Source organism: Streptomyces sp. NPDC027189 (assembly GCF_055566975.1).
In genome coordinates this window covers 1-26,086 of the sequence record NZ_JBVHRI010000001.1, presented here as the reverse complement: position 1 = coordinate 26,086, position 26,086 = coordinate 1, and the positions used below count along the sequence as shown (strand labels likewise).

General features: G+C 69.7%; 22 protein-coding genes and 2 pseudogenes. 10 read left to right on the top strand and 14 right to left on the bottom strand.

Annotated elements, in window-relative coordinates; all coding sequences use genetic code 11:
- Nucleotides 1-63 precede the first annotated feature (63 nt).
- Entirely contained in the window at nucleotides 64-1,299 is a 1,236-nt protein-coding gene (locus tag ACZ4RZ_RS00120; RefSeq protein ID WP_467741897.1) for an acetate kinase, read from the bottom strand.
- 26 nt (nucleotides 1,300-1,325) lie between these two features.
- Nucleotides 1,326-3,416, bottom strand: coding sequence for a phosphate acetyltransferase (pta, locus tag ACZ4RZ_RS00115; protein WP_467740492.1), 2,091 nt, complete (start codon nucleotides 3,414-3,416; stop codon nucleotides 1,326-1,328).
- Between the two features lie 263 nt (nucleotides 3,417-3,679).
- Here pta and ACZ4RZ_RS00110 point away from each other — a divergent pair, with 263 nt between their 5' ends.
- Nucleotides 3,680-4,705, top strand: coding sequence for an ATP-dependent 6-phosphofructokinase (locus tag ACZ4RZ_RS00110; RefSeq protein ID WP_467740490.1), 1,026 nt, complete (start codon nucleotides 3,680-3,682; stop codon nucleotides 4,703-4,705).
- A gap of 100 nt (nucleotides 4,706-4,805) precedes the next feature.
- Here the strand turns inward: ACZ4RZ_RS00110 and ACZ4RZ_RS00105 are convergent, their stop codons facing one another.
- The 4 genes from ACZ4RZ_RS00105 to ACZ4RZ_RS00090 all read right to left on the bottom strand — a co-directional run bounded on the left by ACZ4RZ_RS00105 (nucleotide 4,806) and on the right by ACZ4RZ_RS00090 (nucleotide 9,091).
- The gene (locus ACZ4RZ_RS00105) at nucleotides 4,806-5,435 is read right to left on the bottom strand and encodes a helix-turn-helix domain-containing protein (RefSeq protein WP_467741895.1); all 630 of its coding nucleotides are present in this window, start codon (nucleotides 5,433-5,435) and stop codon (nucleotides 4,806-4,808) included.
- Nucleotides 5,436-5,926: 491 nt separating this feature from the next.
- The gene (locus tag ACZ4RZ_RS00100; RefSeq protein WP_467740488.1) at nucleotides 5,927-6,787 is read right to left on the bottom strand and encodes a carbohydrate ABC transporter permease; all 861 of its coding nucleotides are present in this window, start codon (nucleotides 6,785-6,787) and stop codon (nucleotides 5,927-5,929) included.
- Nucleotide 6,788: 1 nt separating this feature from the next.
- Nucleotides 6,789-7,679 carry a carbohydrate ABC transporter permease gene (locus ACZ4RZ_RS00095; RefSeq protein ID WP_467741893.1) on the bottom strand — a complete coding sequence of 297 codons (891 nt, stop codon included), beginning with the start codon at nucleotides 7,677-7,679 and terminating at the stop codon, nucleotides 6,789-6,791.
- Between the two features lie 41 nt (nucleotides 7,680-7,720).
- Nucleotides 7,721-9,091: an extracellular solute-binding protein gene (locus ACZ4RZ_RS00090; RefSeq protein ID WP_467740486.1), complete on the bottom strand. Its 1,371-nt coding sequence runs from the start codon at nucleotides 9,089-9,091 to the stop codon at nucleotides 7,721-7,723.
- Between the two features lie 272 nt (nucleotides 9,092-9,363).
- Here ACZ4RZ_RS00090 and ACZ4RZ_RS00085 point away from each other — a divergent pair, with 272 nt between their 5' ends.
- Nucleotides 9,364-9,786, top strand: a complete 423-nt coding sequence (locus tag ACZ4RZ_RS00085) for a hypothetical protein (protein WP_467740484.1) — start codon at nucleotides 9,364-9,366, stop codon at nucleotides 9,784-9,786.
- Nucleotides 9,787-10,069: 283 nt separating this feature from the next.
- Nucleotides 10,070-10,189, top strand: a pseudogene (locus ACZ4RZ_RS00080) (NAD(P)-dependent alcohol dehydrogenase); the annotation flags it as partial.
- Between the two features lie 9 nt (nucleotides 10,190-10,198).
- On the opposite strand, the gene ACZ4RZ_RS00075 reads toward ACZ4RZ_RS00080, so the two are convergent.
- Together ACZ4RZ_RS00075 and ACZ4RZ_RS00070 are read right to left on the bottom strand one after the other, a co-directional pair.
- The gene (locus ACZ4RZ_RS00075) at nucleotides 10,199-10,882 is read right to left on the bottom strand and encodes a response regulator (RefSeq protein WP_467740482.1); all 684 of its coding nucleotides are present in this window, start codon (nucleotides 10,880-10,882) and stop codon (nucleotides 10,199-10,201) included.
- A gap of 427 nt (nucleotides 10,883-11,309) precedes the next feature.
- Nucleotides 11,310-12,903, bottom strand: a pseudogene (locus ACZ4RZ_RS00070) (ATP-binding protein); the annotation flags it as partial.
- A 188-nt stretch (nucleotides 12,904-13,091) separates the two neighbouring features.
- Between ACZ4RZ_RS00070 and ACZ4RZ_RS00065 the strand changes: the two are divergent.
- The gene (locus ACZ4RZ_RS00065; protein WP_467740480.1) at nucleotides 13,092-14,507 is read left to right on the top strand and encodes a cation:dicarboxylate symporter family transporter; all 1,416 of its coding nucleotides are present in this window, start codon (nucleotides 13,092-13,094) and stop codon (nucleotides 14,505-14,507) included.
- 242 nt (nucleotides 14,508-14,749) lie between these two features.
- Here the strand turns inward: ACZ4RZ_RS00065 and ACZ4RZ_RS00060 are convergent, their stop codons facing one another.
- Complete coding sequence (locus tag ACZ4RZ_RS00060; protein WP_467740478.1) at nucleotides 14,750-15,367, bottom strand: TetR/AcrR family transcriptional regulator; 618 nt, start codon at nucleotides 15,365-15,367, stop codon at nucleotides 14,750-14,752.
- Between the two features lie 291 nt (nucleotides 15,368-15,658).
- Here ACZ4RZ_RS00060 and ACZ4RZ_RS00055 point away from each other — a divergent pair, with 291 nt between their 5' ends.
- Entirely contained in the window at nucleotides 15,659-16,423 is a 765-nt protein-coding gene (locus tag ACZ4RZ_RS00055; RefSeq protein ID WP_467740476.1) for a DUF2127 domain-containing protein, read from the top strand.
- Nucleotides 16,424-16,427: 4 nt separating this feature from the next.
- On the opposite strand, the gene ACZ4RZ_RS00050 is transcribed toward ACZ4RZ_RS00055, so the two are convergent.
- A complete protein-coding gene (locus tag ACZ4RZ_RS00050) occupies nucleotides 16,428-16,661 on the bottom strand; it encodes a hypothetical protein (protein WP_467740474.1) in 234 nt (77 codons plus the stop codon).
- A 146-nt stretch (nucleotides 16,662-16,807) separates the two neighbouring features.
- Here ACZ4RZ_RS00050 and ACZ4RZ_RS00045 point away from each other — a divergent pair, with 146 nt between their 5' ends.
- On the top strand, nucleotides 16,808-18,316 hold the full coding sequence (locus tag ACZ4RZ_RS00045) for an AAA family ATPase (RefSeq protein WP_467740472.1): 1,509 nt from the start codon (nucleotides 16,808-16,810) through the stop codon (nucleotides 18,314-18,316).
- A gap of 4 nt (nucleotides 18,317-18,320) precedes the next feature.
- On the opposite strand, the gene ACZ4RZ_RS00040 is transcribed toward ACZ4RZ_RS00045, so the two are convergent.
- Complete coding sequence (locus tag ACZ4RZ_RS00040) at nucleotides 18,321-19,244, bottom strand: aldo/keto reductase (RefSeq protein WP_467740470.1); 924 nt, start codon at nucleotides 19,242-19,244, stop codon at nucleotides 18,321-18,323.
- A 1-nt stretch (nucleotide 19,245) separates the two neighbouring features.
- Entirely contained in the window at nucleotides 19,246-20,160 is a 915-nt protein-coding gene (locus ACZ4RZ_RS00035; protein ID WP_467740468.1) for an NAD-dependent epimerase/dehydratase family protein, read from the bottom strand.
- An 85-nt stretch (nucleotides 20,161-20,245) separates the two neighbouring features.
- Between ACZ4RZ_RS00035 and ACZ4RZ_RS00030 the strand changes: the two genes are divergently transcribed.
- Complete coding sequence (locus tag ACZ4RZ_RS00030; RefSeq protein WP_467740466.1) at nucleotides 20,246-20,767, top strand: Lrp/AsnC family transcriptional regulator; 522 nt, start codon at nucleotides 20,246-20,248, stop codon at nucleotides 20,765-20,767.
- Here ACZ4RZ_RS00030 and ACZ4RZ_RS00025 read toward each other — a convergent pair.
- Nucleotides 20,754-21,755, bottom strand: a complete 1,002-nt coding sequence (locus tag ACZ4RZ_RS00025; protein ID WP_467740464.1) for a hypothetical protein — start codon at nucleotides 21,753-21,755, stop codon at nucleotides 20,754-20,756. The two genes, ACZ4RZ_RS00030 and ACZ4RZ_RS00025, sit on opposite strands and share 14 nt — an antisense overlap.
- 68 nt (nucleotides 21,756-21,823) lie before the next feature.
- On the opposite strand from ACZ4RZ_RS00025, the gene ACZ4RZ_RS00020 reads away from it, so the two are divergent.
- The 3 genes from ACZ4RZ_RS00020 to ACZ4RZ_RS00010 all read left to right on the top strand — a co-directional run bounded on the left by ACZ4RZ_RS00020 (nucleotide 21,824) and on the right by ACZ4RZ_RS00010 (nucleotide 25,001).
- Nucleotides 21,824-22,252: a MerR family transcriptional regulator gene (locus tag ACZ4RZ_RS00020; protein ID WP_467740462.1), complete on the top strand. Its 429-nt coding sequence runs from the start codon at nucleotides 21,824-21,826 to the stop codon at nucleotides 22,250-22,252.
- Nucleotides 22,249-22,581, top strand: coding sequence for a thioredoxin family protein (locus ACZ4RZ_RS00015; protein ID WP_467740460.1), 333 nt, complete (start codon nucleotides 22,249-22,251; stop codon nucleotides 22,579-22,581). Before ACZ4RZ_RS00020 ends, ACZ4RZ_RS00015 begins: the two co-directional genes overlap by 4 nt.
- A gap of 131 nt (nucleotides 22,582-22,712) precedes the next feature.
- Nucleotides 22,713-25,001, top strand: coding sequence for a HelD family protein (locus ACZ4RZ_RS00010; RefSeq protein WP_467741891.1), 2,289 nt, complete (start codon nucleotides 22,713-22,715; stop codon nucleotides 24,999-25,001).
- A gap of 183 nt (nucleotides 25,002-25,184) precedes the next feature.
- On the opposite strand, the gene ACZ4RZ_RS00005 is transcribed toward ACZ4RZ_RS00010, so the two are convergent.
- On the bottom strand, nucleotides 25,185-26,086 hold a 902-nt coding region (locus ACZ4RZ_RS00005), incomplete at its 5' end, for an alpha amylase C-terminal domain-containing protein (protein WP_467740458.1).

Genomic DNA, 26,086 nt, shown 5'->3' with positions numbered 1-26,086 from the left:
TATCGGTTTGTTTCGCTACGGAATATTCCGTCTGGTGGAAGATACAAATGGGCGGCCGGGCGCTCAGGCGTGGTTCTTTCCGACCAGTGCATACGTCTGTGTGGCGATCTCCAGTTCCTCGTCCGTCGGCACCACGGCGACCGCGACCCGTGAGTCCGGCGGCGAGATGAGCCGCGGCTCGTCACTGCGTACGGCGTTCAGGTCGCCGTCGACCGCGAGCCCCATTTCCTCCAGGCCGACGATCGCGGCTTCGCGTACCGGGGCGGCGTTCTCACCGACTCCGGCGGTGAAGGCGATGGCGTCCACCCGGCCGAGGACCGCGTAGTAGGCGCCGATGTACTTCTTCAGGCGGTGAATGTAGATGTCGAAGGCGAGCTGGGCCTGCTCGTCACCCTCGTCGATACGACGGCGGATCTCGCGCATGTCGTTGTCGCCGCACAGGCCGATCAGGCCGCTCTGCTTGTTGAGCAAAGTGTCGATCTCGTCGGTGGACATTCCGCCAACGCGCATCAAATGGAAGATGACCGCGGGATCCATGTCGCCGGACCGCGTACCCATCACCAGCCCCTCCAGCGGCGTGAGCCCCATGGAGGTGTCCACGCAGCGGCCGTTCCTGACCGCCGAGGCCGAGGCGCCGTTGCCCAGGTGCAGCACGATGACGTTCACGTCCTCCGGCGCCTTGCCCAGGAGCCGCGCGGTCGCGCGGGACACGTAGGCGTGCGAGGTGCCGTGGAAACCGTACCGGCGGATGCGGTGCTCGTCGGCCGTCTTCACGTCGATCGCGTAGCGCGCCGCCGACTCCGGCATCGTCGTGTGGAAGGCGGTGTCGAAGACGGCGACCTGGGGGAGGTCCGGGCGCAGCGCCATGGCGGTGCGGATGCCGGTGAGGTTCGCCGGGTTGTGCAGCGGGGCGACCGGGATGAGCCGCTCGATCTCCGCGAGGACGGCGTCGTCGATGACGGTCGGGGCGGTGAAGAACTTCCCGCCGTGCACGACCCGGTGCCCTATCGCGGCCAGCTCGGGGGAGTCCAGGCCGAGCCCGTCCGCGGCCAGTTCCGTCGCGACGGCCTTCAGCGCCGCCTGGTGGTCGGCGATGGGACCGACCTGCTCGCGGGACTGACCGCCGGCCGGCGGCGTGTGCTTCAGCCGGGAGGTCTCCTCGCCGATCCGCTCCACCAGGCCGACCGCGAGCCGCGAGTTGTCGCGCATGTCGAGCAGCTGGTACTTCACCGACGACGAGCCGGAGTTGAGGACGAGGACGCGGGAAGCAAGGGGGGCCGAGCGCGGCTCGTCGGACAGGACGGTGCTGGGCGACGGGTGGGAGCTCACTGCTGGGAAGCCTTCTGGTCGGGGGTCTGGGCCTGGATCGCCGTGATGGCGACGGTGTTGACGATGTCCTGGACGAGCGCGCCGCGGGACAGGTCGTTGACGGGCTTGCGCAGGCCCTGCAGGACCGGGCCTACGGCGATCGCGCCGGCCGAGCGCTGTACGGCCTTGTAGGTGTTGTTGCCGGTGTTGAGGTCCGGGAAGATCAGCACGGACGCCTGCCCGGCGACCTCCGAGTCCGGCAGCTTGGTCGCCGCGACCGTCGGCTCGACGGCGGCGTCGTACTGGATCGGCCCCTCGATCTTCAGATCGCCGCGGCGCAGCCGCACCAGCTCGGTCGCCTCTCGCACCTTGTCGACGTCGGCGCCCGAACCGGACGTACCGGTCGAGTACGACAGCATCGCGATCCGCGGCTCGACGCCGAACTGTTCGGCGGTGGTGGCCGACTGGATGGCGACGTCGCAGAGCTGCTCGGCGTTCGGGTCGGGGTTCACGGCGCAGTCGCCGTAGACGAGGACCTTGTCGGCGAGGCACATGAAGAAGACGGACGACACGATCTTGGCGTCCGGCTTGGTCTTGATGATCTCGAAGGCGGGCCGGATGGTGGCGGCCGTGGAGTGCACCGAACCCGACACCATGCCGTCGGCGAGGCCCTCCTGCACCATCAGCGTCCCGAAGTAGTTCACATCGGCCACGACGTCGTACGCCAGCTCGACCGTGACGCCCTTGTGGGCGCGCAGCGCGGCGTACTTCTCGGCGAACGAGTCGCGCAGCTCGGACGTCGCCGGGTCGATCAGCTGGGTGCCGCCCAGATCGATGCCGAGGTCGGCGGCCTTCTTGCGGATGTGGTCGACGGGCCCGAGCAGCGTCAGATCGCAGACACCCCGGCGCAGCAGCACCTCGGCGGCGTGCAGGACGCGCTCCTCGGTGCCCTCGGGCAGGACGACGCGGCGCTTGTCCAAGCGGGCCTGCTCCAGGAGCTTGTGCTCGAACATCATCGGTGTGAGCCGGTCGCTGCTCGGCGCGGAGACCCGCTTGAGCAGGTCACTGGTATCGACGTACCGCTCGAAGAGGCCGAGCGCGGTCTCCGCCTTGCGCGGCGTGGCCGCGTTCAACTTCCCCTCCAGGCCGAAGAGTTCGGTGGCGGTGGGGAAGGAGTTGCCCGCCACGGAGACGACCGGGGTGCCGGGGGCGAGACGGGCGGCCAGGGTGAGGATCTCGTCGCTGGGGGTCTCGTTCAGGGTGAGCAGCACGCCGGCTATGGGCGGGGTGCCCGCGCTGTGCGCGGCGAGCGAGCCGACGACGAGGTCGGCGCGGTCGCCGGGGGTGACCACGAGACACCCCGGGGTCAGGGCGTTGAGGAAGTTCGGCAGCATCGCGCCGCCGAAGACGAAGTCGAGCGCGTCCCGGGCCAGTCCCGTGTCGTCGCCGAGGAGCACCTTGCCGCCGAGGGCGTGGGTGATCTGCGCGACGGTGGGCGCGGAGAGCGCGGGCTCGTCGGGCAGGACGTAACAGGGCACGGGCAGACGGGAGTCGAGCCGCTCGTGGATCTCGGCGCGGTCCTCGGGGGCCACCCGGTTCACGACCATGGCGAGGACGTCGCAGCCGAGGCCGTCGTACGCCCGGTAGGCGTTGCGTGTCTCGGCGCGGACGGACTCCGCGGTCTGGCCGCGGCCGCCGACGACGGGGATGACCGAGGCGCCGAACTCGTTCGCGAGACGGGCGTTGAGCGTCAGCTCGTCGGGGAACTGGGTGTCGGCGTAGTCGGTGCCGAGGACGAGGACGACGTCGTAGTCCCGCGCCACCGCGTGGAAGCGGTTCACCAGGGAGGAGACCAGCTCGTCCGCGCCCTGCTCGGCCTGGAGCGCGGACGCCTCGTGGTAATCCATGCCGTACACCGTCGCCGGGTCCTGCGCCAGCCGGTAGCGGGCGCGCAGCAGCTCGAAGAGCCGGTCCGGGCCGTCGTGCACAAGCGGACGGAACACCCCCACCCGGTCGACCTGGCGGGTCAGGAGCTCCATGACCCCCAGCTCGACGACCTGGCGGCCGTCGCCGCGGTCGATCCCGGTCACGTACACGCTGCGCGTCACGCGTGTTCTCCATCCGTTGCGTCGCTGGGGTGGCTTCGGTGCTGTGCTCTTGGGCGTCGCGGGGTCGCTTCCGCGCTCACGGCGGCGCGACGAAATGGCCCGCTGGGGTGAGCAGAACCCCCTTGACAATACCTCTGCGGGTAGCTAAGGCGCCCGCCAGGACAAACGTCCTGGTGGGCTGGAGGGGCGCGGCGGTGCCCTGTGGACCGTGAAACAATCGGATTGGCTCACCGGTACCAACAGCGAGCAGGAGACACAGCACGATGCGCATCGGAGTTCTCACCGCAGGCGGCGACTGCCCGGGCCTGAACGCAGTGATCCGGTCGGTCGTGCACCGAGCGGTCACCAACTTCGGGGACGAGGTCATCGGCTTCGAGGACGGCTACGCCGGCCTGCTCGAAGGCCGCTACCGCAACCTCGACCTCGACGGGGTGAGCGGCATCCTCGCCCGCGGTGGCACCATTCTCGGCTCTTCGCGCCTGCAGCGCGACCGGCTCCGTGAGGCCTGCGAGAATGCGCAGGACATGGCGCGCGAGTTCGGCATCGACGTGCTGATCCCGATCGGTGGCGAGGGCACGCTGACGGCGGCGCGGATGCTGTCGGACGCGGGCCTGCCGGTGGTCGGCGTCCCGAAGACGATCGACAACGACATCTCCTCGACGGACCGCACCTTCGGCTTCGACACCGCGGTCGGCGTGGCCACGGAGGCCATGGACCGCCTCAAGACCACGGCCGAATCCCACCAGCGCGTGATGGTCGTCGAGGTCATGGGCCGGCACGCCGGCTGGATCGCTCTGGAGTCCGGCATGGCCGCCGGCGCCCACGGCATCTGCCTGCCGGAGCGTCCCTTCGACCCGGCCGACCTGGTCAAGATGGTCGAGGAGCGCTTCGCCCGCGGCAAGAAGTTCGCCGTCGTCTGCGTCGCCGAGGGCGCCCACCCCGCCGAGGGCACCATGGACTACGGCCACGGCGAGATCGACCAGTTCGGCCACGAGCGGTTCCAGGGCATCGGCGCGGCCCTCGCGTACGAGCTGGAGCGCCGCCTCGGCAAGGAGGCCAAGCCGGTCATCCTCGGCCACATCCAGCGCGGGGGCACGCCGACGGCGTACGACCGGGTGCTCGCCACCCGCTTCGGCTGGCATGCGGTGGAGGCCGCCCACCGGGGCGACTACGGCAGGATGACGGCGCTGCGCGGCACGGAGGTCATGATGGTGCCGCTCGCGGAGGCGGTCACCGAGCTGAAGACGGTGCCGAAGGATCGGATGGACGAGGCGGAGTCGGTGTTCTAGGGAGGGGGTCCCTCCGGGAGCCTCCGGGGCCCGCTGGGTGGGGGCGTGCGTACGAGCCTCGCCCGACCCCAGTACGTGCTTCAGTACTTCAGTACGTCCTTCAGTACGTGCTTCCCTGGACCATCGACCAAAAGTGGTCGACGATCCGGTCGAGGAAGTCCCGGCCCGAGTCGCTGGAGTCGGTGGCGGCCGACCCGCCGCCCCAGCTGAGCGTGGCGACCATCTGCCCCTGATAGTCGGTGTGCATCTCCTCCAGCACGTTCTCCAGGAGGCGCCGGTCCAGGGGCACCATCTTCGCGACCGGGCGCACATACGCCTGCCAGCGCGTCGTCATCGCGCTGCGCAGCAGCTCCGCGAGCTTGTCGTCGCGCCCGGTCACCGTGATGAAGTCGCGCAGCGAGAGGTCCAGGACGTCGGCGAGCGCGGCCGACTGCCGTTCGTTGCCGCGCCACTCGCCGGACTCCTCCATCCGCTGGTACGCGAGGAGTTCGAGGCCGACGGCGCGTGCGACGTCCTCCGGGGCCAGGCCGCGGGCGACGCGGTGTTCCCGCAGGGTGCGGGGCGCGCCGATGAGCTCACCCGGCGAGCACCACAACACGCCCGCGAGCGCGGTGAGCTCGGGTGCGCTCGGCGAGGTGATCCCGCGTTCCCAGGCGGCGACGAGGTCGGGGGTGACATACGGCAGCCCGTACGAGGCTCTCATCCCGTAGGCGACATGCTCGGGCCCCATTCCGAGCGCGGCCCGCAGTCTGCGGGCGGCCGGAGCGTTGAAGGGCGGGGTGGGCTGATGGGCTTGCGGTGGGTGCACGCGCACAAAGTATGGGTCCGGGGCAGCGGTGACTACGGTCTGTTCGGCCACAATTACGGATTGTAGGAACATACGATTTCGGCCGTCGGGCCCAGGTGGCCGAAGGTCGCTTCGTGGCGGGCGGGGCTTGCGCAGGAGCGGTCGCGGTTCACGGACCGGACGGTCGGGCGCGCGAGGGGGTGTTTTTCGGCGGCGCGCTGGACCAGATCCGTGCCGATGGTGCGCGGTCCCTCGGACCCGGTGCCGAAGGTGACGTACACCTTGAGATCCGGGCCGTCCCGCCGAGGCTCGTGCTTGCCGGCTCCAGGCCGCCGACGGCTACGCCAGGGTCGGGAACACGGCCGAAGGCGACGAGGCCCGCTCCTGGGCTGAGGCACTGGAATAAGCGCGGCCTTGCCGGCGCCAGGCAACGCTCACCCCTTGACCGCCCCACCCAAAGCGAACCCCCCACCCAGCTTCCTCGCCACCGACACATACAAGACCAACACCGGCGTCGAATAGATCACCGAAAACGCCGCCAGCTGCCCATACACCACCATCCCCCGATTCCCGAAGAACTCATTGATGCTCACCGACGCCGGCATCTGATCCGGCGTAAGCAGCAACATGAACGGCACAAAGAAGTTCCCCCACATCATCACGAACGAGAAAACCGTCACGACAGCCACGCCAGGCCCCATCAGCGGCAGCACAATGCGAACCAGCGACTGGAACGACGAAGCGCCGTCCGTCCAGGCCGCCTCCTCCAGCTCCTTCGGCACCCCATCCATGAAGTTCTTCATCAGCCAAATGGCGAAGGGAAGTTGAGAGGCGGCGAAGAAGAAGATCGTCCCCTGCATGGTGTCGATCAGATTCACCTGCACGAACAGCGCGTACACCGGAACCATGATCGCGGTGATCGGCAGACTCGTCGCGAAGAGAATCGTCAGCAGGAACGGCCGGTTGAGGCGCGAGCGGAATCGCGACAGCGGGTACGCCGCCAGTGCCGCGCACACCACCGTCAGCAGCGTCCCGCCCCCGCACAGAATCAGGCTGTTGAGCAGCGGGGTGAACGTGATGTCCGGCTTCAGTACGGCGTCGAAGTTGGACAGTGTGACCCCGTCCGGCACCTTCACCGTCAGGTCGGCGTGCGCGTCCAGCGACGACAGGACCACCCAGGCGAGCGGCAGCGCGAACGCGGCGGCCACGACGAGGAGGCCGGCGTCCGCCGCCAGGCGCCGCCCCGTGCGGCGGGACTTGAGGATCGTGCCCGTACCCCGGGTCAACACGGCCATGTCACACCTCCGTCCGCAGCAGCCGCATGTACACCACCGAGAACAGCGAGCCGACCACCAGGAGCAACAGCGCCACAGCCGTTCCGTACCCGATCATGCTCTTCTGGAAGGCCTGCTCATACATGAACAACGGGAGCGTCTGACTCCTGTTCCCCGGTCCGCCCCGCGTCATCACCCAGATCAGTCCGAACACCGACAGCGTCTGCAGCGTGTTGAGCATCAGATTCGTACCGATCGATCTGCGGATCATCGGCAGGGTGATGTGCCACATCCGTCGCCAGCCTCCCGCCCCATCCACTTCCGCCGCCTCCGTGATCTCCTTCGGGATTTCGTTCAGCGCCGCCGAATAGACGAGCATCGAGAAGGCCGTGCCCCGCCAGACGTTCGCGAACGACACCGCCAGGATGGGCAGCGTGAACATCCAGTTCTGGGCGGGGAGATGGAGCCAGTCGAGGATGGCGTTCAAGGTTCCTTCGCGACGGAAGAAGGCGTACAGCAGGAAGCCCGCCACCACCTCCGGCAGTACCCACGCCGTGATGACGATCCCGCCGACCAGCGTGCGGACCGGCTTCGACGCCCTCTGCATCAGCGAAGCCAGCGTCAGGCCCAACGTGTTCTGACCGACCAGTGACGACAGCACCGTGAACACCAGCGTCAGCCACACGGCGTTGAGGAAGGCGTCGTCCTTGAACGCCGCCCGGAAGTTGTCGAGGCCAACGAAGGACGAATGGGCCTGGCCCGTCAACTGCAGGTCCGTGAAGGCGATGTACGCGCAGTAGGCGATCGGGCCCGCGAGGAAGAGGAGCAGCAGGACCACGGCCGGGGTGACCGGCAGCGCCCGGGCCAGGGAGCGGCGCGCCCCTCCGCGGCGCCGGGGGGCGCCCTTCGTCACCGCGGAGCGGACCGGGGGCGCCGCCGTCCCCGTACCCACACTCACTTCTTGATCACTTGGTTGTCGGTGGCCGTCTTCAGCTCCTCGTCGTAGCCGCTCGCCGCCTTCTCGACCGAGCTGTCGCCTGTCGTCACGCCCTCCATGGCCTCCTGGATGGCGGTCGAGACCTTCGGGTACGCCGGGTACGCGGGCCGGTAGTGCGTGCTCGCGACCAGGTCCGTGAAGAACTTGATGCCGGGCTGCGCCTTCACGTACGCGGGGTCGGCGGCGACGTCCTCGCGCACCGAGATACCGGAGTTGGCGATGTACCACTTCTGGGCGTTCGCCTTGGTCTGCATCGTCTCGATGAACTTGAACGCCAGGTCGGGGTTGGCCGCCTTGGCGGGGATCGACCAGGTCCAGCCGCCGGACATGCTCACCTTGCCGGGGGCCTGGCCGTGCTGGGTCGGCATGTAGGCGAGGCCGAGCTTCTGCGACCACTGCGGCCACTCGTGGCCCGAACCCTTCAGCCAGTCCTGCGGGAGCCAGCTGCCGTCGAGGTTGATGCCGAGCTTGCCCTTGGGGAGCAGCTCACCGCGGATCCTCGTCTGGATGTTGGGATCGAGGGCGTCGGCGACATCGAGGCCGAGCTTCTCCTTGTAGACCGTCTCCACGAAAGTCAGGGCGTCCTTGAACCCCTGGCTTCCGGCGACCCACTTCTTCGTGGCGGTGTCGTACAGGGGGTCCGTCTTCCCGTCGCCCGTCCCGTACAGCAGCATCTCGAAGCCCTGCATGGTGGCGGCCTCGCCGGCGGGTTTGCCCGTGTAGACGTTCAGCGGGGTGACGCCGGGGACTTTCGCCTTGATGGCGCGCGCGGCGCTCAGCACGTCGTCCCAGGTCTTCGGCTGCCAATCTCCGGGCAGACCGGCCTTCTTGAAGATGTCCTTGTCGAACCAGAGCCCCCGGGTGTCCGTCCCGTCCGGGACGCCGTAGGTCTTCCCGTCCTGGGCCTTGGCCGCGGCCTTGGCCGTGTCGATGAACTGGCCCCAGTCCTGCCACTTGTCGAGGTACGGATCGAGAGGCTTCAAGTACCCGCTCGTGATGTCCGAGTTGATGAGGAAGGTGTCCTCGTAGACCAGATCGGGCGCCGTCTTGGGCGACCTCAGCATCTGCTGAAGCTTCGTGTAGTACTCGGAGTCCGGGGCCTTGATCGGGACGAGCTCGACCTTCTTTCCCGGGTTCGCCTTCTCGAACTCCTTCTTCATCTGGCCCAAGTAGGTGTCCATGACGCGGATCGAGTTGTCCGTGGACTGTTTGAAGGAGATCTTCACGGTGTCCGGATCACTCCCGGACCCTGATCCACAGGCGGTGAGTGCGGTGGCGGCGAGCAGCGTTGCGAGGAGCAGTGGGGCGGCGGTGGGGCGCACGGGCACGACCTCCTACTGACCGACATCGTTGTCGGCGGAGCCGAGTTGTCTGCCTGGTGAACCTAAGAGGCGTGCGGATGTCAGGTCAATGACCTTGCAGAGGCTGGAGTGCAGGGGGGACGACGTGTCGGAACGAGGCGTCACCGCAGGGCAGTTGCCGCTCGCCGAGTATCGGAGCGTCCAGGTCGTGCTGTATGCGCAACCTTTCGCCGCGGCTGCGGGTCCATCTGGTGTGAGTTGACGGCCATTGTCCGCTTCGTATGTCTGGGGGAGACGTCATGTCGGACGACGGGGATCGCGGTTTCGTCGAGACTGTGCGCCGGTTCTTCTGGTTGCCGCGGGAGGTCCGGCGAGATCCCGCGCCTGCCCTGCCGCTGGCGCGAGTGGGGATCCTCAACGTCGGCGCGGGGGCGGGTATCGCCGCTCTCGGGTGGCGTGACCAGCTGGTGCTGATCATGGTGGCCTCGGTGTTCGCGATGGTTGACGACGTGATCAAGGGCGTGCGGCACCGGTGGCCGGGATTCGTCGTCGGCCTGGCGGCCGCCTGGGGCGCCGACAAGCTCGTGCGGGCCGTGACCTCCGCTCCCGCCGATCCCGATTGGGCCGACTATCCCGCCCTCGCCACCGGGAGTGTGGTCGCCCTTGTCGCCTTCGCGGCGGTCACCCGCCTGCCGGGCCGCCAAGAGGCCGCACTGCGTTGAGGGTGTCCCCGTGGCACTTATGTCTCATGGGGACTCATGTCCCACTGGGACATCTTTCGGCACCGACGACGTCCTGGACGTGCGCCCGGCCGTGGTCGTCGACGGCGCCGCCGGAGTGCTCACCGCCGCGCTGCGCCTGTGGGCGCGCGGCGCGGGGGAACGGGACCGCGACCACGACTACTCAGCCGCCGCAGACCTCGCCGCCCTGGTGGAGCGGGCCTACGACGCTCTGAACGGCATCCGGCCGCCGGGGCTCGGCGCACCCGGCGCGATGGCCGAGTACCGCGCCGGCGCCGGCTCCGTCCGCACCGAGACGTACTCGCTCGATGAGGTGTCCCTCGCGTACGAGCGCCTGCACGCCGGGAAGGTGAACGGCCGGGCGGTCATCCTGCCCAACGGCTGACCGACCGCGTCATCCCTTCACCCACCGGTACTGCAACTCCGGCCGTCCCACCTGCCCGTACTGCGGAGCGCGCGCCGCCCGTCCCGCGTCCACCAGGTGCTCCAGGTACCGCCGGGCCGTGATCCGGGAGATGCCGACGGCCTCGGCGACCCCGGCTGCCGTCAGGCCGTCGGCGCAGTCCCGGAGGGCGACGGTGACGCGTTCGAGGGTCGGTGCGCTCAGGCCCTTCGGCAGGGCGGCCGGGCCCGGGGCGCGCAGGGTGGCCAGGGCCCGGTCCACCTCGTCCTGGCCGCTCGCCTCGCCCACCGACGCGTGGAACTCGGCGTAACGGATCAGCCGGTCCCGCAGCGTCGCGAAGGTGAAGGGCTTCAGGACGTACTGGACGACCCCGAGCGAGACCCCTTCCCGTACGACCGCGAGGTCCCGCGCGGACGTCACCGCGATCACGTCCGCGTGGTAGCCGGCGGCCCGCAGGGAGCGGGCGAGCTGCAGTCCGTGCACGTCCGGCAGGTGCAGGTCCAACAGGAGCAGGTCCACGGGCGTACGGTCCAGGGCGCGGCGCGCCTCCGCGCCGGTGTGCGCCTTGCCGACCGCCGTGAACCCGGGCACCCGGCCGACATACATGACGTGCGCGTCGGCGGCGACCGGGTCGTCCTCGACGACGAGTACGCGGATGGGCGCGGGGTCGGTCATACGTCGCCTCCAGGCAAGGCGTGCTGGGCAGGATGGGACGGGGTGGGCTCGCGCCCGGACTCGGGCTCGGGCGGACGCGGAGGCTCGGGCTCGCGTCCAGCGCCGTGCTCGGGCTCGGGCGCGAGCTCGCGTCCAGGTTCGCTCTCTCGCCCGGCGTCGTGCTCCGGTCCGCGCTCTTGCCCGGCGTCGTGCTCCGGTCCGCGCTCTTGCCTGGCGTCGTGCTCCGGTCCGCGCTCTTGCCTGGCGTCGTGCTCCAGTTCGCTCTCTCGCCCGGCGTCGTGCTCCAGTTCGCGCCCGCGCCCGGGGCCGTCCCCGGACTCGGACTCGGACTCGGACTCGGCAGGAGCCTCCCCCACGTCCGAGGCAGACGCCGTGGCCGACGCCCCGGCCGACACCTGACCCGGGTCCGACGCTGAGGCCGAAGACACCGTCGGCAACGGCAGCCGCACTTCGAACTCCGCCCCGCCCCCGGCCGCCTCCCGCACCGTCAGCGTGCCCTCGTGGCGGCTCACGGCCTGTCGTACGAGTGCCAGGCCGAGGCCCCGGCCGCCGGGCCCCGCCGGTTTCGTGGACCAGCCGCGCTGGAAGACCTGTTCGGCGTGGGCCGGGTCCACCCCGGTGCCGGTGTCGGCGACCCGCAGCACCAGCACGGACTCGTCCGTGAACGCCGTCACCGTGACCCGCGCGCCGATCGTCCCCTGCGCCGCGTCCACCGCGTTGTCGATCAGGTTGCCGAGGACGGTGACCAGGTCGCGGGCGGACAGGGAGGCCGGGAGCAGCCCGTCGTCGATGGCGCTGTCGTCAGACACCACCAGCTCCACGCCCCGCTCGTTCGCCTGCGCCGCCTTGCCCAGCAGCAGCGCGGCGAGGACCGGCTCGCTGACCGCCGCGACCACCTGGTCGGTGAGCGCCTGCGCCAGCTCCAGTTCGGCCGTGGCGAAGTCGACGGCCTCCTCGGCGCGGCCCAGCTCGATGAGGGACACCACCGTGTGCAGACGGTTCGCGGCCTCGTGCGCCTGCGAGCGCAGTGCCTGGGTGAAGCCGCGCTCCGAGTCCAACTCACCCATCAGCGCCTGGAGTTCGGTCACATCGCGCAATGTCACCACCGTGCCACGGCGTTCGCCTCCGGAGACCGGGGAAGTGTTCACGACCAGGACGCGCGAGGCGGTGAGGTGCACCTCGTCCACCCTCGGCTCGGCCGACAGCAGCGCGCCCGTCAGCGGCGCGGGCAGGCCGAGTTCGGCCACCGAGCGGCCGACCACCTCGTCCGTCACGCCGAGCAACTCCCGTCCGCCGTCGTTCATCAGCGCCACCCGGAACTGCCCGTCCAGCATCAGCAGCCCCTCGCGTACGGCGTGCAGCGCGGCCTGGTGGTAGTCGTGCATACGGCTGAGCTCGGCCGCGTTCAGGCCGTGCGTGGAGCGGCGCAGCCGGGCGTTGATGACGTATGTGCCGATGCCGCCCAGCGTCAGGGCGCCCGCCGCGACGCCGATGAGGGCCGTGACCTGGTCCTGCACGCGTTTGGTGATCGCCTCGACCTTGATGCCCGCGCTGACCAGGCCGACGATGTGGCCGTTGTCCGAGATCGGGGTGACGGCGCGTACGGACGGGCCGAGGCTGCCGGTGTACGTCTCCGTGAAGGACTTGCCTTTCAGGGCGGGGCCGATGTGCCCGAGGAAGTGCTTGCCGATCAGCGTCTCGTCGGGGTGGGTCCAGCGGATGCCCCGCGGATCCATGATCGTCACGAAGTCCACGTCGGTGTCCCGCTGCACCTGGAGGGCGTACGGCTGAAGGTCCTTCGAGGGGTTGCTGGTGCGGATGGCCCCGCGCACGGACGGGGCGTCGGCGACCGAACGCGCGACGGCCATGGCCTGCCGCCCCGCCGCCTCCTCGGCCTGGCTGCGGTCGCTGACGTAGGTGAACAACGCGTACCCGGCGACGAGGACCGCGATCAGCACGGCCTGCATGGCGAAGAGCTGGCCGGCCAGGCTGCGGGGTCTCGGGACGCGGGGGAAACGCATGTAGTCAGTCTGCCTCTCCTGATCAGGCTCCTTTGATCAGTGTGCTTATAAGTGTGAACTAAATGAACGGAAGGGTGACCGCCCTCACACGCCGGGAGATAGTCACCGCATCCCCCGGGAGTCCACGCCTCCCGGATCCCCGGACGTGAGCCGCACGCCGGGTTCCCCGGTCGTGAGCCGCACGCCGGATGATGCCGACGACGTCGTCAAGGAGGGCAGCCGTGGCCAGCACACCGCAAACCGCACCTGCCGCACCCGCAGCCAAGCGGGATCGCACCCACTATCTGTACATCGCGGTGATCATCGCGGTCGCCCTCGGCATCGCGGTCGGGTTCGCCGCGCCGGACTTCGCCAAGGAGCTCAAGCCGATAGGCACGGGCTTCGTGAGCCTGATCAAGATGATGATCTCGCCGATCATCTTCTGCACGATCGTGCTCGGCGTCGGCTCCGTACGGAAGGCCGCCAAGGTCGGCAAGGTCGGCGGGCTCGCGCTCGGCTACTTCATCGCCATGTCCTTCGTGGCCCTCGCCATCGGCCTGGTCGTCGGCAACATCATCCACCCGGGCAGCGGGATGCACCTGACCGAGGCCGTGAAGGGCGTCGGACACACCCAGGCCGAGGCCGCCGCCGAGGGTCCCGTCGACTTCCTGCTCGGGATCATCCCGACCACGTTCGTCTCGGCCTTCACCGAGGGCCAGGTGCTCCAGACGCTGCTGATCGCGTTGCTCGTGGGCTTCGCGCTGCAGGCCATGGGCCGCACCGGTGAGCCGGTGCTGCGCGGCGTCGAGCACATCCAGCGGCTGGTCTTCCGCGTTCTGGGCATGATCATGTGGGCCGCGCCCGTGGGTGCCTTCGGCGCGATGGCCGCCGTCATCGGCGAGACCGGTATGGACGCGCTCAAGGCGCTGGCCACGATCATGTTCGGCTTCTACATCACCTGCTTCCTGTTCATCGTGATCGTGCTCGGCACGCTGACGAAACTGGTGGCCAAGGTCAGCCTCTTCCAGCTGCTGAAGTACCTGGGCCGGGAGTTCCTGCTGATCGTCTCCACCTCCTCGTCGGAGTCCGCGCTGCCGCGGCTCATCGCGAAGATGGAGCACCTGGGTGTCAGCCGTCCGGTCGTCGGCATCACCGTGCCGACCGGCTACTCCTTCAACCTCGACGGCACGATGATCTACCTGACCATGGCCTCGCTGTTCATCGCCGACGCGATGGACCAGCCGATGAGCATCGGCCAGCAGATCGGGCTGCTGCTCTTCATGATGGTCGCGTCGAAGGGGGCCGCCGGTGTCTCCGGCTCCGGTATCGCCGTGCTGGCCAGCGGCTTGCAGTCGCACAAGCCCGCCCTGGTCGACGGGGTCGGCCTGATCATCGGTATCGACCGGTTCATGAGCGAGGCGCGCGCCGTCACCAACTTCGCGGGGAACGCGGTCGCGACTCTGCTGATCGGTACGTGGACGGGTGAGGTCGACAAGGAGCGCGTGAACCGGGTTCTCGCCGGTGAGCTGCCCTTCGACGAGAAGACCCTCCTGGACGAGGAACCGGCCGACGCCCACGCGGACGTGCCCGAGCAGGGCGGCGAGAAGGAGTTCGCCAGGGCGTAACCCGCTACCGGGGGCGCGGGTCCAAGAGGCGCCGTCCGGCCGCTGCGAGTACGCCGTGGCCGGTCGCGCCCACGCGGCGGAGCCGCATGATGTCGCGGCCCCGCGCCCCTCGTGGGACGCCTCTCCTGAGCCGGGCGTGCCCCCTGAACGGGGCGCGCCCCAAGGCGCCGAGTGGCCGGGTCCTCCCCCGTGACCTGGCCGCTCGGCCCTCTTGTTTCCGTTGCCCCAGCTTTTCGGTTGCTTCAGTCGCTCAGTTTCGCCACCAGCTCGGTGGCGCGGGAGGCGGGTACGCCCGCCGTGGTCAGCAGGGTGGCCGCGGCGGAGCGGCCCGCCTCTTCGGGTGCCAGGAGGCCGTCGTTCACGGCCTCCATGAGGGCGAAGAGCATCTGTTCGTGCACGTACGCCAGTGCCGGCGCCGGCAGCGGCGACTCGAACACGCCCTGATCCAGGCCGCGTTGGAGTACCTCCGCGCAGGCCTCACGCACGGGCGTGAGCCGTTCGCGGATGCCCTGGACCGTGACGCTGCGCTGGGCGAGCGCGACCAGCAGCCGGTAGCGGTCGGCGACCTCCCACACGGCCAGGGTCGAGCGGATCAGCGACTCCGCGGGGTCCTCGACGCCCTCCCGGCCCTCGGCATGCGCCCTCTCCACCGCCTCCGCGGCCCCGTCGAAGAGCGTCCCGATCAACGCCTCCCGGCTCGGGAAGTGCCCGTACACCGTGCGCCGTACGACGCCCGCGGCCCGCGCGATCTGGTCCATGGACGCGTCGGGGTCGCGAAGCAGCTCGGTGAGCGCCACGTCGAGGATGCGGCGGCGGTTCGCACCGGCGCGGCTGACGTTACCCGTGGTCATGGCTGCCATTGTGCATGCCCTTCGCCGAGGTCCTGCCCTGCGTCCACAAGGCCTCCACCTCATCAATTTGCGCATTGCTGTGCAACATTGCGCGCTGATCATCGTGATGTCGAACACCGCCCTCACGGTCGCGGCCCCGACATGACCGAGGATCTGGGCCTGTCCGGCGCCGACCTGTGGGGAACGCGCTGCTCGGCCCCGGAACCGTGCCCCTCGGGCCGCCGTCTCGTAGAACATGCACTACCGTGCCGTGCCGGACTGACCGGCACGGCACGGCACGTTCTGCGGAGGGCACGGAGCATGAAGATCGACTGGGACCGGCGCACGTGCGCGCGGCGCGGCCACGTGACGTACGCGCCCGACGAGTCGGCGCTGCGCGCGCGGCTGCGTGCCGAGACGAGCCTCGGCGAGGCCTGGCGCTGTCTGCGCTGCGGTGACTTCGCGCTCGGCGACCCGCACGGCTCGGGACCCGCGGACGAAGCCCCGCTCGTGCCGCGCGGCAAGGTGCTGCGCGATCTGTTCATCCTGCGCTTCCTGGCCATCGAGCGGGCCGTGCGCGGCGTGTTCATCGTGCTGGTCGCGGCCGCCGTGTGGAAGTTCAGCAACAGCCAGAATTCGGTACGCCGGCTCTTCGACGAGTACCTCGACGTCTTCCGCCCGGTCTTCAAGCACTTCCATTACGACCTCGACCACTCACCCGTGGTCGGCACCATCCAGAAGACCTTCGGCTACAAGCACTCCACGCTGGTGCTGGTGGCCGTGCTGCTCCTCGCGTACGCCCTGATCGAGCTCGTCGAGGCGGGCGGGCTCTGGTACGCCAAGCGCTGGGCCGAGTACCTCACGGTCGTCGCCACCGCCGCGTTCCTCCCGCTGGAGATCTACGAACTCACCGAGCACGTCAGTTATCTGAAGATCACCACGCTCGTCCTCAACATTCTCGCCGTGCTCTACATCGCCCTCGCCAAGCGCCTGTTCGGGCTGCGCGGCGGCCGCAAGGCCTTCGAGGAGGAGCGGCACAGCGCCTCCCTGCTGGAGGTGGAGGAGTCCGCCGGGGTGTTGGTCTGAGGTCCTACGCCCAGGGGTCGGTGACCTCCCGCAGCAGCGTGAGCGCCTCGCGCAGCTGCTTCATGCGGCGCTTGCCGAGGTGGGTCTCCCACTCCTTCTCGACCTGGGTGACGACGCCGGCGGCGACGGGCTGCGCCGCCAGCGCCCGCTCGGCGAGGCACACCAGCCGGGCCCGCTTGTCCGTCGGGTCCGGCGTTCGGTGCAGGAGATCGCCGACCGGGCCATCGCACGGGGGCACGCGGCGGACAGCTGGTCGAGCACGATCGAGGTCGTACGAGCACGATCGTCGTCGTAGGGCCCAAATGCTTTGACCGGCCCACGTGTTCGGCCCCACGCTGGGAGCTCTCGGATGGTGGCAGTGGGCCGGACGGCACGGAGGCGGGCATGGGCGAGACCGAGATCATCAGCGGTTCGGAGTACAAGGCCCGGCTCGCCGCGGAGGGGGAGAGTTCGCCGCTGTCACTGGAGCAGGTCGGCGAGCTGTTCAACCAGTTCCTCGATGCGGTCGCACGCCCCAAACCCCAGGTCGCGGACGGCCGCAATCTCGCCGAGCGGATGCGCGCGCACCTGGGTTCGGCGCCCGGGGACCAGCCGGTGGTCAAGGCCGCGTACGCCCCGTACGACCTGCCCAACGTGCATCTGGCGGTGGAGCGCTGGTTCGCGGCCGAGGGGCGTTCGTACGAGCTGATCGGCATGCGGGGGTCCTCGCACCACGGAGATCTGACGCTGGGCGAGATCCTCGAATCCGCCGACCGTTACAACCGGTTCGTGATCGGCGCCGTCGACTACGCCCATCTGCCGATCTCGCCCGACGAGGAACTCGCCTGTGTCTCCTTCGGGTTCTATCTGGGCCAGGAGGGCGACGAGCGGTTCGCGGTGCTGCTGCGGGGCCCGGCGGACGAGTACGGGCGCAACAAGGTCGAGATCGAAGTCCTGGCTCAGGAAAAGGAGTTCGCGGACCGGCTGCTCGCCGAGACCGACGCACTGGTCCGCGAACACAACATCTTCCGCGGGCAGGTCCTCTCCTTCGAGGGCTCCGACTTCGGCCACGGCCTGGGTCCGTTCCGCTTCCACCGCCGCCCCGGGCTCACCCGCGAGGAGATCGTGCTGCCGGAAGGGCTGCTGGACCGGGTGGAGCGGCAGGTGGTCGGGGTGGCGCGCCGCCGCGAGCGCCTCCGCGCCGCAGGCCAGCACCTGCGCCGCGGCCTCCTTCTCTACGGCCCGCCCGGCACCGGCAAGACCCACACGATCCGCTATCTCCTCTCCCACCTCCCGGAGTTCACGGTCGTGGTGCTGGCCGGAACCAGCATCGACGCCATCGGCCCCGCGTGCGCGCTGGCGCGCATGCTGCAGCCCGCGCTCGTCGTCCTGGAGGACTGCGACCTCATCGCCGAGGCCCGCGACTACGGCGGCGGCGAACAGCCCCTGCTCTTCCAGGTGCTGAACGAGATGGACGGCCTCGGCGATGACGCCGACGTCGCCTTTCTGCTCACCACCAACCGCGCGGACCTGCTGGAACCCGCCCTCGTCCAACGCCCCGGCCGCGTCGACCTCGCCGTTGAGATCCCCGTTCCCGACGCCGAGGGCCGCGCCCGCCTCCTCGCCCTGTACGGCTCCTCCCTCGACCTCGGCAAGGACCTCACCGACGAGATCGTCACCCGCACGGAGGGCACGACGGCATCCTTCACCAAGGAACTCGTACGACGAGCCGTACTGATCGCGGCCGAGCGGGAGGCGGAGCGGACGGAGCCGGAGGATCTGCGGGCGGCGGTGGACGAGTTGCTCTCGGACCGGGACCGGCTGACGCGCAGGCTGCTGGGGGTTCAGCCGGAGGGGTCGCCCATCCAGGAGGAGGGACCCCGAATCGTCCTGGAGGACGATCAGGATCAGTAGTAGTTCACCCTCGCCCCGCCGCCGCGTCAAGGCGTGCCAGTTCCTCCCTGTCCAGCACCAGGTCCGCCGCCCCCGCCGAGTCCCGGATCGTCTCGGGGCGGCTGGCGCCCGGGATCGGGATCACGGTCGGCGACTGCGCCAACAGCCAGGCCAGGCACACCTGGTGGGGACTCACGCCGTGCTCGTGGGCCACTGTGTGGAACGCCCCGAAACGGTCCTTGGACTCGGCCTTCGACGGGCCGTCCAGGGAGCTGCGCGAGATGCCGCCGAGCGGGCTCCATGGCAGGAAGGCGATGCCGAGTTCGGCGCAGAGGCGCAGCTCCGGTTCGCTGTGCGGCACCGCGGGGGAGTACTGGTTCTGGACCGAGGCGAGGCGGTCGCCGAGGATCGCGTGGGCCTGGTGGATCTGGTCGGTGGTCGTGTTGGAGATGCCGGCCAGACGGATCTTGCCCTCGTCGAGGAGTTCGCGCAGGGCACCGACCGAGTCCTCGAAGGGGACGGCGGGGTCGGGCTTGTGGAGTTGGTAGAGGCCGATCGCCTCGACGCCGAGCCGCTTCAGGGAGGCCTCCGCGGCCGACTTCAGGTGTCGTGGGGACCCCGTCACCGTCCAGCTGCCCTGGGGGTCCCCCCAGGCCCTCAAGGCATTGGGGGAGGGTCTGCCGCGGCCGCCCTTCGTGGTCACCAGCACATCGCCGGTGTCGCCGCCGTAGGTCGCCAGGGCGCGGGCCAGGAGCCGTTCGTTGTGGCCGGGCCCGGCGCCGGGCAGGTGGTACGAGTCCGCCGTGTCGAGGAGGGTCACGCCCGCGTCGAGGGCGGCGTGCACCGTGGCCAGGGCCCGCGCCTCGTCCGGGCGGCCCTCGATGGACAGGGGCATCGCGCCGAGGCCGATCGCGCCGACGCGGAGATCTCCAAGAGGCCTGGTCCGCATGTCAGTTGTCCTTTCCGAGCGTCTCGGCGACCGCGCGCGGCAGCCACTGTCTCGACCGGCCGAACGTGAAACCGAGCCGCACGGCCCGGGAGTTGTCCATCCCGTATGAACGGGCGAACGAGAACGGAGAGACCTCTCCGACCTCGACGCTCCGGAAGACCGTCCTGCCCTCAGGGACGTGCGCGGCCACCGCCTCGCACAACTCCTCGGTGGTGAGCACCCCGTGTGAGGCGGCGTTCACCGGCCCGGTGAAGTCCGCGCCCGCCGCCCAGGCGAGGAAGTCCGCGATCTCCTCGACATGGATGTATGTCGCCGGGTGGTTCACGGCGGGCACGGCGATCGGTTCGCCCTTGCGGATACGGTCGGTGTAGTGGTCGAGGCGGCCGGTGAAGTCATCGGCCCCGCCCAGGACATGAGCGACGCGGACGGCCACGTACGGGAACGCGGGCTCGGCCGCTCGGGTGCGAGCGAAGACAGCCTCGGCCTGCCGCTTGCCCTCGCCGTAGTGCGAGTCGAGGAACTCCGGTTCGTCCCAGGGAAGTTCCAGGTCGACGGCGACTGTACGAGGGTCCACGGCGTCCTCGGGCACGAGGGCCACCGAGTCCTCGTACTCGTACACCTCGACAGTGGACGTCATGACGTATCGCCGCGTGCGCCCCGCGAACACCCTTCGGGCGATCTCCGCCTGCCGGGGCGTATAGCAGACCTGGTCGATGACGACGTCGAAAGTCCGCGAACCCAGCGCCTTCTCCAGGGAATTCTCGTCATTGCGGTCGGCGACCAGATGAATTGCCCCCGCGGGCGGTGCCGACGAACCGCGATTGATGACGGTGACCCGGTCACCGGCGGCCAGCATCCGCGTTATCAGACGCTTTCCGAAATACCGGTTCCCGCCAATGACGCATATCTCGCGCACGAGGCCCTCCCGCTGCTCATTCCGTGTGCTCCTGCCCTGTGGTCATAATTCTCCCGACATAGGGGTGAGGTCTGAAGGGGGAGTCATGGGAGATCCGGCCGCGGCACCGAAGGAACCACGGCAGCTGCGCGCCGCCGCCAACGAAACGTCGGTGGCCTTCGACGCGCTCGACCGGCAGATCCTGGAGCTCCTGCAGAGCGACGGCCGGATCAAGCTCAGCGAGCTGGGCCGCCGTGTCCGGCTGAGCCCGGCGGCCGTCGCCGAACGCGTCCGGCGCCTGGAGTCCGCGGGCGCGATCACCGGCTACGGCGCCCATGTCTCACCGGCCCGCCTCGGCTTCGGCATCCAGGCCTTCATCCGCGTCAACCCGCACGGCGGCTACACCCTGAACCACCCAAGGACCCTGGAGCTCCTGTCCCGCCCCGAGGTTGTCGAGGTCCACCACGTCGTCGGCGAGGACTGCTGGATCCTCAAGGTCGCCGTCGAGGACACGATCCACCTGGAGGACGTCCTGGAGCAGACCGCCGCGCTGGGGCGTACGACGACCTCGATCGTGCTGTCCTCGCCGGTGCGACGGAAGCCGCTGCTGCCGCCTATTGGACGCTGATGCGATGGGGATGGGCGGGGTCGGCGGGGCACACGAAGAGATAGCCGGTGCCCCAGCGGCCGATGGCGACCTCCGTCGGCGTCTTGATGCCATCCGTACCGACGAGGCGGAGATCCTCCAGCGGTGTCCAGCTGGACTCGGCCCCGTCCCACTCGTAGCTCGCGATGGCGAGCAACATCTCCATCGGCTGCCGGCACTCGCCGCAGTCCATCCGAGCCGGATCGGTGACGTGCCACGAGGCGTATCCGCCGACTTTCCACCCGGGGGCGATCGACAGATCGGTCTGGTAGACGAAGTCCTCCGTGTCCCACTCGTCGATGGCGTCCCGCAGGGGCTCCGGGAGCAGATCCGAGTACTCGTGCTCCACCACCTGTTCCGGATACAGGACGCATGGCTCGGGTACATAGACGTCCGACCCGACGACTTCCGGCTCGGGCTGTGGGTCCAACACCTGTGTGACGGCGCTGGAGTCACGCCAGCGCAGCTGCAGCGACATGCCGTAACCCGTCGGGCCGTGCCGGTCGAAGGGGCACCAGAACACCTGGAGGAGGTCGCGGTCGGCGGGCCCCGCGGTCAGGTCGGGTATGTCGCGGCGGTACAGCTGGGTCAGACCGATCATCGGGATCGGGTCGGTGTCCGCCAGCCACGGCGCGTGACGCCCGCGCCGGAGCGAGTCGAGGATCTCGCGCTCCTCGTCGGTCGGCCCGGGCCGCTGACCGGGCCGCGCGGTACGCGCCCACGCCTCCGCCAGGATGCGCCGGCGGCGTCTGATGTCCGCGGGCCGCTCCCCGCTGCTCCGCCGGTGCGGCTCTGTGCACACCGGCCAGGGTTCGTCGGCGGGCCACAGCAGCGGCCCGCCGACCGAGCTGTCAGAGACGGAGGGCTTCCCGGGGCGCGGGTGCAGCCGCGTGGTCGTACGTCGGTGGGCGTCCAGGCCGGGAAAGAGTGCCTCCGCGTCGAGGGGGCGCGGCGGGGTCGTACGCCTCATCGGGCCAGTCACAGGATCGGGTCCTCACTGTTTGCGTTGACGTCGGCGTCAAGGATTACCGTCAACGCATGCGAATCGGCGAGCTGGCGGCGCGGGCCGGGACGACCACGCGGACTCTGCGGTACTACGAGTCGCGGGGGCTGCTGCCCGCGCGGCGGGGCGAGAACGGGTACCGGACGTACGACGAGCACGATCTGCGGCTGCTGCGGCAGATCAGGACGTTGCAGGACTTCGGGTTCGACCTGGAGGAGACGCGGCCCTTCGTCGAGTGCCTGCGGGCCGGGCACCCGGAGGGCGACTCGTGTCCCGCGTCGCTCGCGGTCTACCGTCGCAAGCTCGGCGAACTCGACGCGCTGATCGACGAGTTGCGGTCGGTGCGCACGAAGGTCGGTGAGCAGTTGGCGCGGGCGGAGCGCGCGCGGGACGAGCTGGCGGCCGACGCGGAGGTTCCGGGCGGCCCGGAACCCGTATGCGAACTGGGAGGGCGGACGCGATGATCAAGGCGGCAGGCGTGGCCGAGGTGACGGACGCGGACTTCGAGACGGAGGTGATCGGGGCGGATCTGCCCGTGCTGGTGGAGTTCACGGCCGACTGGTGCCCGCCGTGCCGGCAGATGGGGCCGGTGCTGAGCGACCTCGCCTTCGAGGAGGGCGACCGGCTCAAAGTCGTCCAGCTGGATGTGGACACCAATCCGCAGACGACACTCGCGTACGGAGTGCTGTCGATGCCGACCTTCATGGTGTTCCAGGGCGGCGAGCCCGTGAAGTCGATGGTGGGCGCCCGGCCCAAGCGACGGCTGCTGGAGGAGCTGTCCGACGTGCTCTGATCTTCCCGGGACCTTACCGGCCATACAAAAAATCCCCTGAGCGATTGCGCTCGGGGGATTTCTTTGCGTATATTCAATGGTTCGCGACTTCAAGGGGATTGGGTCGCAAAGAAGTTCACTGACCACAGTATATCCGGGCGGGAGTGGAATTGTCAAACAGGGGCTCACACACAGAATTTCCCGACGATGAATTGCGGCATGAGCAAGAATTCATCGACGGGTTGTACGCGCGCGTGGACGCCCTGCGCGGTGTCACGGAGGCATCCGTCGGAGACGCGCTCGCACAGGGCAGCACGCCCATGCAGGCCAGGCTCGAACGGGACGTCCTGGTCGCCGAGCGCTCGGGCCTGCTCGCCGCGCTGAACGCCGTGGACGGTTCGCTCTGCTTCGGCCGCATCGACCTCACCAGCGGTGTCAGCCACCACATCGGCCGGATCGGCATCCGCGCCGACGACACCGAGCACACCCCGATCCTCATCGACTGGCGGGCCCCGGTCGCCCGCCCCTTCTATCTGGCGACCGGCCACACGCCCATGGGCCTGCGGCGCCGCCGGCACATCACCACCGACGGCCGGCACGTCACCGACCTGCACGACGAGATCCTCGACCTGGGGGACCACGAGCGGACCGGGCACGAGGACCCGACCGGCGACGCGGTGCTCCTGGCCGCGCTCAACTCCGCGCGCACCGGACGCATGAGCGACATCGTGCAGACCATCCAGGCCGAGCAGGACCAGATCATCCGCGCGCCGTACCGGGGCGTGCTGGTGGTGGAAGGCGGTCCCGGCACGGGCAAAACGGCCGTGGCGCTGCACCGCGCCGCGTACCTGCTCTACGAGTACCGGGAACTGCTCGCCAAGCGCGCCGTCCTCATCGTCGGCCCCAACCCGGCCTTCCTCGGCTACATCGGTGAGGTGCTGCCCTCGCTCGGTGAGACCGGCGTCCTGCTCGCGACGGTCGGCGAGCTGTTCCCCGGCGTGAAGGCGACGGCGATCGACACCCCCGAGGCGGCCGCCGTGAAGGGCCGCGCCGACATGGCCGAGGTGCTGGCCGCGGTGGTCCGTGACCGCCAGGCCCTTCCCGACCCGGTGATCGCGATCGAGCACGACCGGGACATCCTGATGCTCGACGCCGGGCTCGTCCAGGTCGCCCGCGAACGCACCCGCGAGACCAAACTGCCCCACAACGTCGCGCGCGAGCACTTCGAGGGCCACATCCTCAACACCCTCACCGACATGCTGGCCGAACGCATCGGCACGGATCCGTTCGACGGCTCGAACCTCCTCGATGCCGGCGACATCACGCAGATGCGGGACGAGCTGGCCGAGAACCCCGAGGTGTGGGGCGCGATCGACCAGCTGTGGCCGCGGCTGACCCCGCAGCGGGTGGTCGCGGACTTCCTTGCCGAGCCGGAGGGGTACGTCTCGCAGGAGGAGGCGGTGGCGATTCGGCGGCCGCTCACGCGCGAGTGGAGCACCGCGGACGTCCCCCTTCTCGACGAGGCCGCCGAGCTGCTGGGTGAGGACGACCGGGTGGCCCGGGCGCTGGCGGACCAGGAGCGTCGTACCCAAGTCGCGTACGCGCAGGGCGTCCTGGATGTCTCCTACGCCTCTCGTACCTACGAGTTCGAGGACAAGGACGAGGAGGACTCCGAGGTCCTGTCCGCGCACAACATCATCGATGCCGAGCGGATGGCCGAGCGGCACGAGGAGGACGACCACCGCAGCGCCGCCGAGCGGGCTGCGGCCGACCGGACCTGGGCCTTCGGCCACATCATCGTCGACGAGGCGCAGGAACTGTCGCCGATGGCGTGGCGCCTGCTGATGCGGCGGAGTCCTACGCGGTCCATGACGCTCGTCGGCGATCCCGCGCAGACCGCCGAGGCGGCGGGAATCGGCTCCTGGTCCGAGATCCTCGCGCCGTACGTCGAGGACCGGTGGGAGCACACGCGTCTCGCGGTCAACTACCGGACTCCGTCCGAGATCATGGATGTCGCGGCGGGGGTGGTGCGGGCGGAGCGTCCTGGGTTCGAGCCGCCTCGGTCCGTACGGTCCACGGGGGTACGGCCGTGGGTGCGTGCCGCTGGGGACGATCTTCCCGGCGCCGTCGCCAAGGCGGTGGCCGAGTTGACGCCGGTGGAGGGGCGGGTCGCTGTCATCGCCCCACGTTCCCTGCATGCCTCGCTCGCCGGGCGGCTGGACGGGGTGACGGCGGGCGCCGAGCCGGATCTGACCCGCGCCGTCGTCCTTCTCGACCCTCGGCAGGCCAAGGGGTTGGAGTTCGACTCCGTCCTGGTGGTCGAGCCCGCGCTGTACGGGACGAGCGATCTGTATGTCGCGCTGACTCGGGCCACACAGGCGCTGGGGGTGCTCCATACAGGGGAGTTGCCGGAGTCGTTGCGTGGGGTCGGGCTGGGGTAAGGGCGGGTTCTCGCCCCCTCCGCCCCTGCCCGCCCCGTCCCCGGGCTCCGCCCCGGACCCCGTTCGCGCAGTTCCCCGCGCCCCTGAAAAGGGGCGCGGGGAACTGCGCAATCTTTTGGCGGGGGTCTGGGGGCGGCAGCCCCCAGGCACGGGACGGGCAGGGGCGGAGGGGGCGAAAAACGCCTAGGCGGGTCGCAGCCAGATGGTGGCCAGGGGTGGCAGGGTCAGCTGGATGCCGGCGGGGCGGCCGTGGGCGCCGGTGGGTTCGGGTTTGAGGGGTTCGGGGTTGAGGACGTCGCTGCCGCCGTAGCGGGCGGCGTCGGTGTTGAGGATCTCGTGCCAGGCGGGGATGTCCTGGGGGACGCCGAGGCGGTAGCCGTGGCGGACGACGGGGGAGAAGTGGGAGACGGCGAGCAGGGGGGTGCCGTCGGCGGCGTGGCGCAGGAAGGCGAAGACGTTGTCGTCGGCGGCGTCGCCGGTGATCCAGGCGAAGCCGGCGGGTTCGGTGTCGCGTTGCCACAGGGCGGGGGTGTGGCGGTAGATGCCGTTGAGGTCGCGGACCAGGTCGCGCATGCCGCGGTGGTCGGGTTCGGCGCTGTAGGCGGGGTCGAGCAGCCACCAGTCGGGCCCGTGTGCCTCGGACCATTCGGCGCCCTGGGCGAACTCCTGTCCCATGAAGAGGAGTTGTTTGCCGGGGTGGGCCCACATGAAGCCGAGGTAGGCGCGTGTGTTGGCGCGTTGTTGCCACCAGTCGCCCGGCATTTTCGACACGAGTGACCGTTTGCCGTGCACCACTTCGTCGTGGGAGATGGGCAGGACGTAGTTCTCGCTGTAGGCGTACACCATCGAGAAGGTCATCTCGTTGTGGTGGTACTTGCGGTGGATGGGCTCATGGGCCACGTAGTCCAGCGAGTCGTGCATCCAGCCCATGTTCCACTTCAGCCCGAAGCCGAGCCCCCCGAAGCCACCGGGGCCGATGTGGTGGGTGGCCCGGGTGACGCCGTCCCACGCGGTGGACTCCTCGGCGATCGTGACCACTCCGGGGTTCCGGCGGTAGACGGTGGCGTTCATCTCCTGGAGGAAGG

Bases quoted from the DNA above. Each gene is read 5' to 3' on its own strand.
- ACZ4RZ_RS00030 (WP_467740466.1), top strand. From the start codon at position 20,246: ATGGGAGATCCGGCCGCGGCACCGAAGGAACCACGGCAGCTGCGCGCC.
- ACZ4RZ_RS00045 (WP_467740472.1), top strand. From the start codon at position 16,808: ATGGGCGAGACCGAGATCATCAGCGGTTCGGAGTACAAGGCCCGGCTC.
- ACZ4RZ_RS00110 (WP_467740490.1), top strand. From the start codon at position 3,680: ATGCGCATCGGAGTTCTCACCGCAGGCGGCGACTGCCCGGGCCTGAAC.
- ACZ4RZ_RS00060 (WP_467740478.1), bottom strand. From the start codon at position 15,367: ATGGCAGCCATGACCACGGGTAACGTCAGCCGCGCCGGTGCGAACCGC.
- ACZ4RZ_RS00025 (WP_467740464.1), bottom strand. From the start codon at position 21,755: ATGAGGCGTACGACCCCGCCGCGCCCCCTCGACGCGGAGGCACTCTTT.
- ACZ4RZ_RS00040 (WP_467740470.1), bottom strand. From the start codon at position 19,244: ATGCGGACCAGGCCTCTTGGAGATCTCCGCGTCGGCGCGATCGGCCTC.
- ACZ4RZ_RS00020 (WP_467740462.1), top strand. From the start codon at position 21,824: ATGCGAATCGGCGAGCTGGCGGCGCGGGCCGGGACGACCACGCGGACT.
- ACZ4RZ_RS00100 (WP_467740488.1), bottom strand. From the start codon at position 6,787: ATGGCCGTGTTGACCCGGGGTACGGGCACGATCCTCAAGTCCCGCCGC.
- ACZ4RZ_RS00065 (WP_467740480.1), top strand. From the start codon at position 13,092: ATGATGCCGACGACGTCGTCAAGGAGGGCAGCCGTGGCCAGCACACCG.
- ACZ4RZ_RS00085 (WP_467740484.1), top strand. From the start codon at position 9,364: ATGTCGGACGACGGGGATCGCGGTTTCGTCGAGACTGTGCGCCGGTTC.
- ACZ4RZ_RS00015 (WP_467740460.1), top strand. From the start codon at position 22,249: ATGATCAAGGCGGCAGGCGTGGCCGAGGTGACGGACGCGGACTTCGAG.
- ACZ4RZ_RS00075 (WP_467740482.1), bottom strand. From the start codon at position 10,882: ATGACCGACCCCGCGCCCATCCGCGTACTCGTCGTCGAGGACGACCCG.
- ACZ4RZ_RS00055 (WP_467740476.1), top strand. From the start codon at position 15,659: ATGAAGATCGACTGGGACCGGCGCACGTGCGCGCGGCGCGGCCACGTG.
- ACZ4RZ_RS00105 (WP_467741895.1), bottom strand. From the start codon at position 5,435: ATGGGGCCCGAGCATGTCGCCTACGGGATGAGAGCCTCGTACGGGCTG.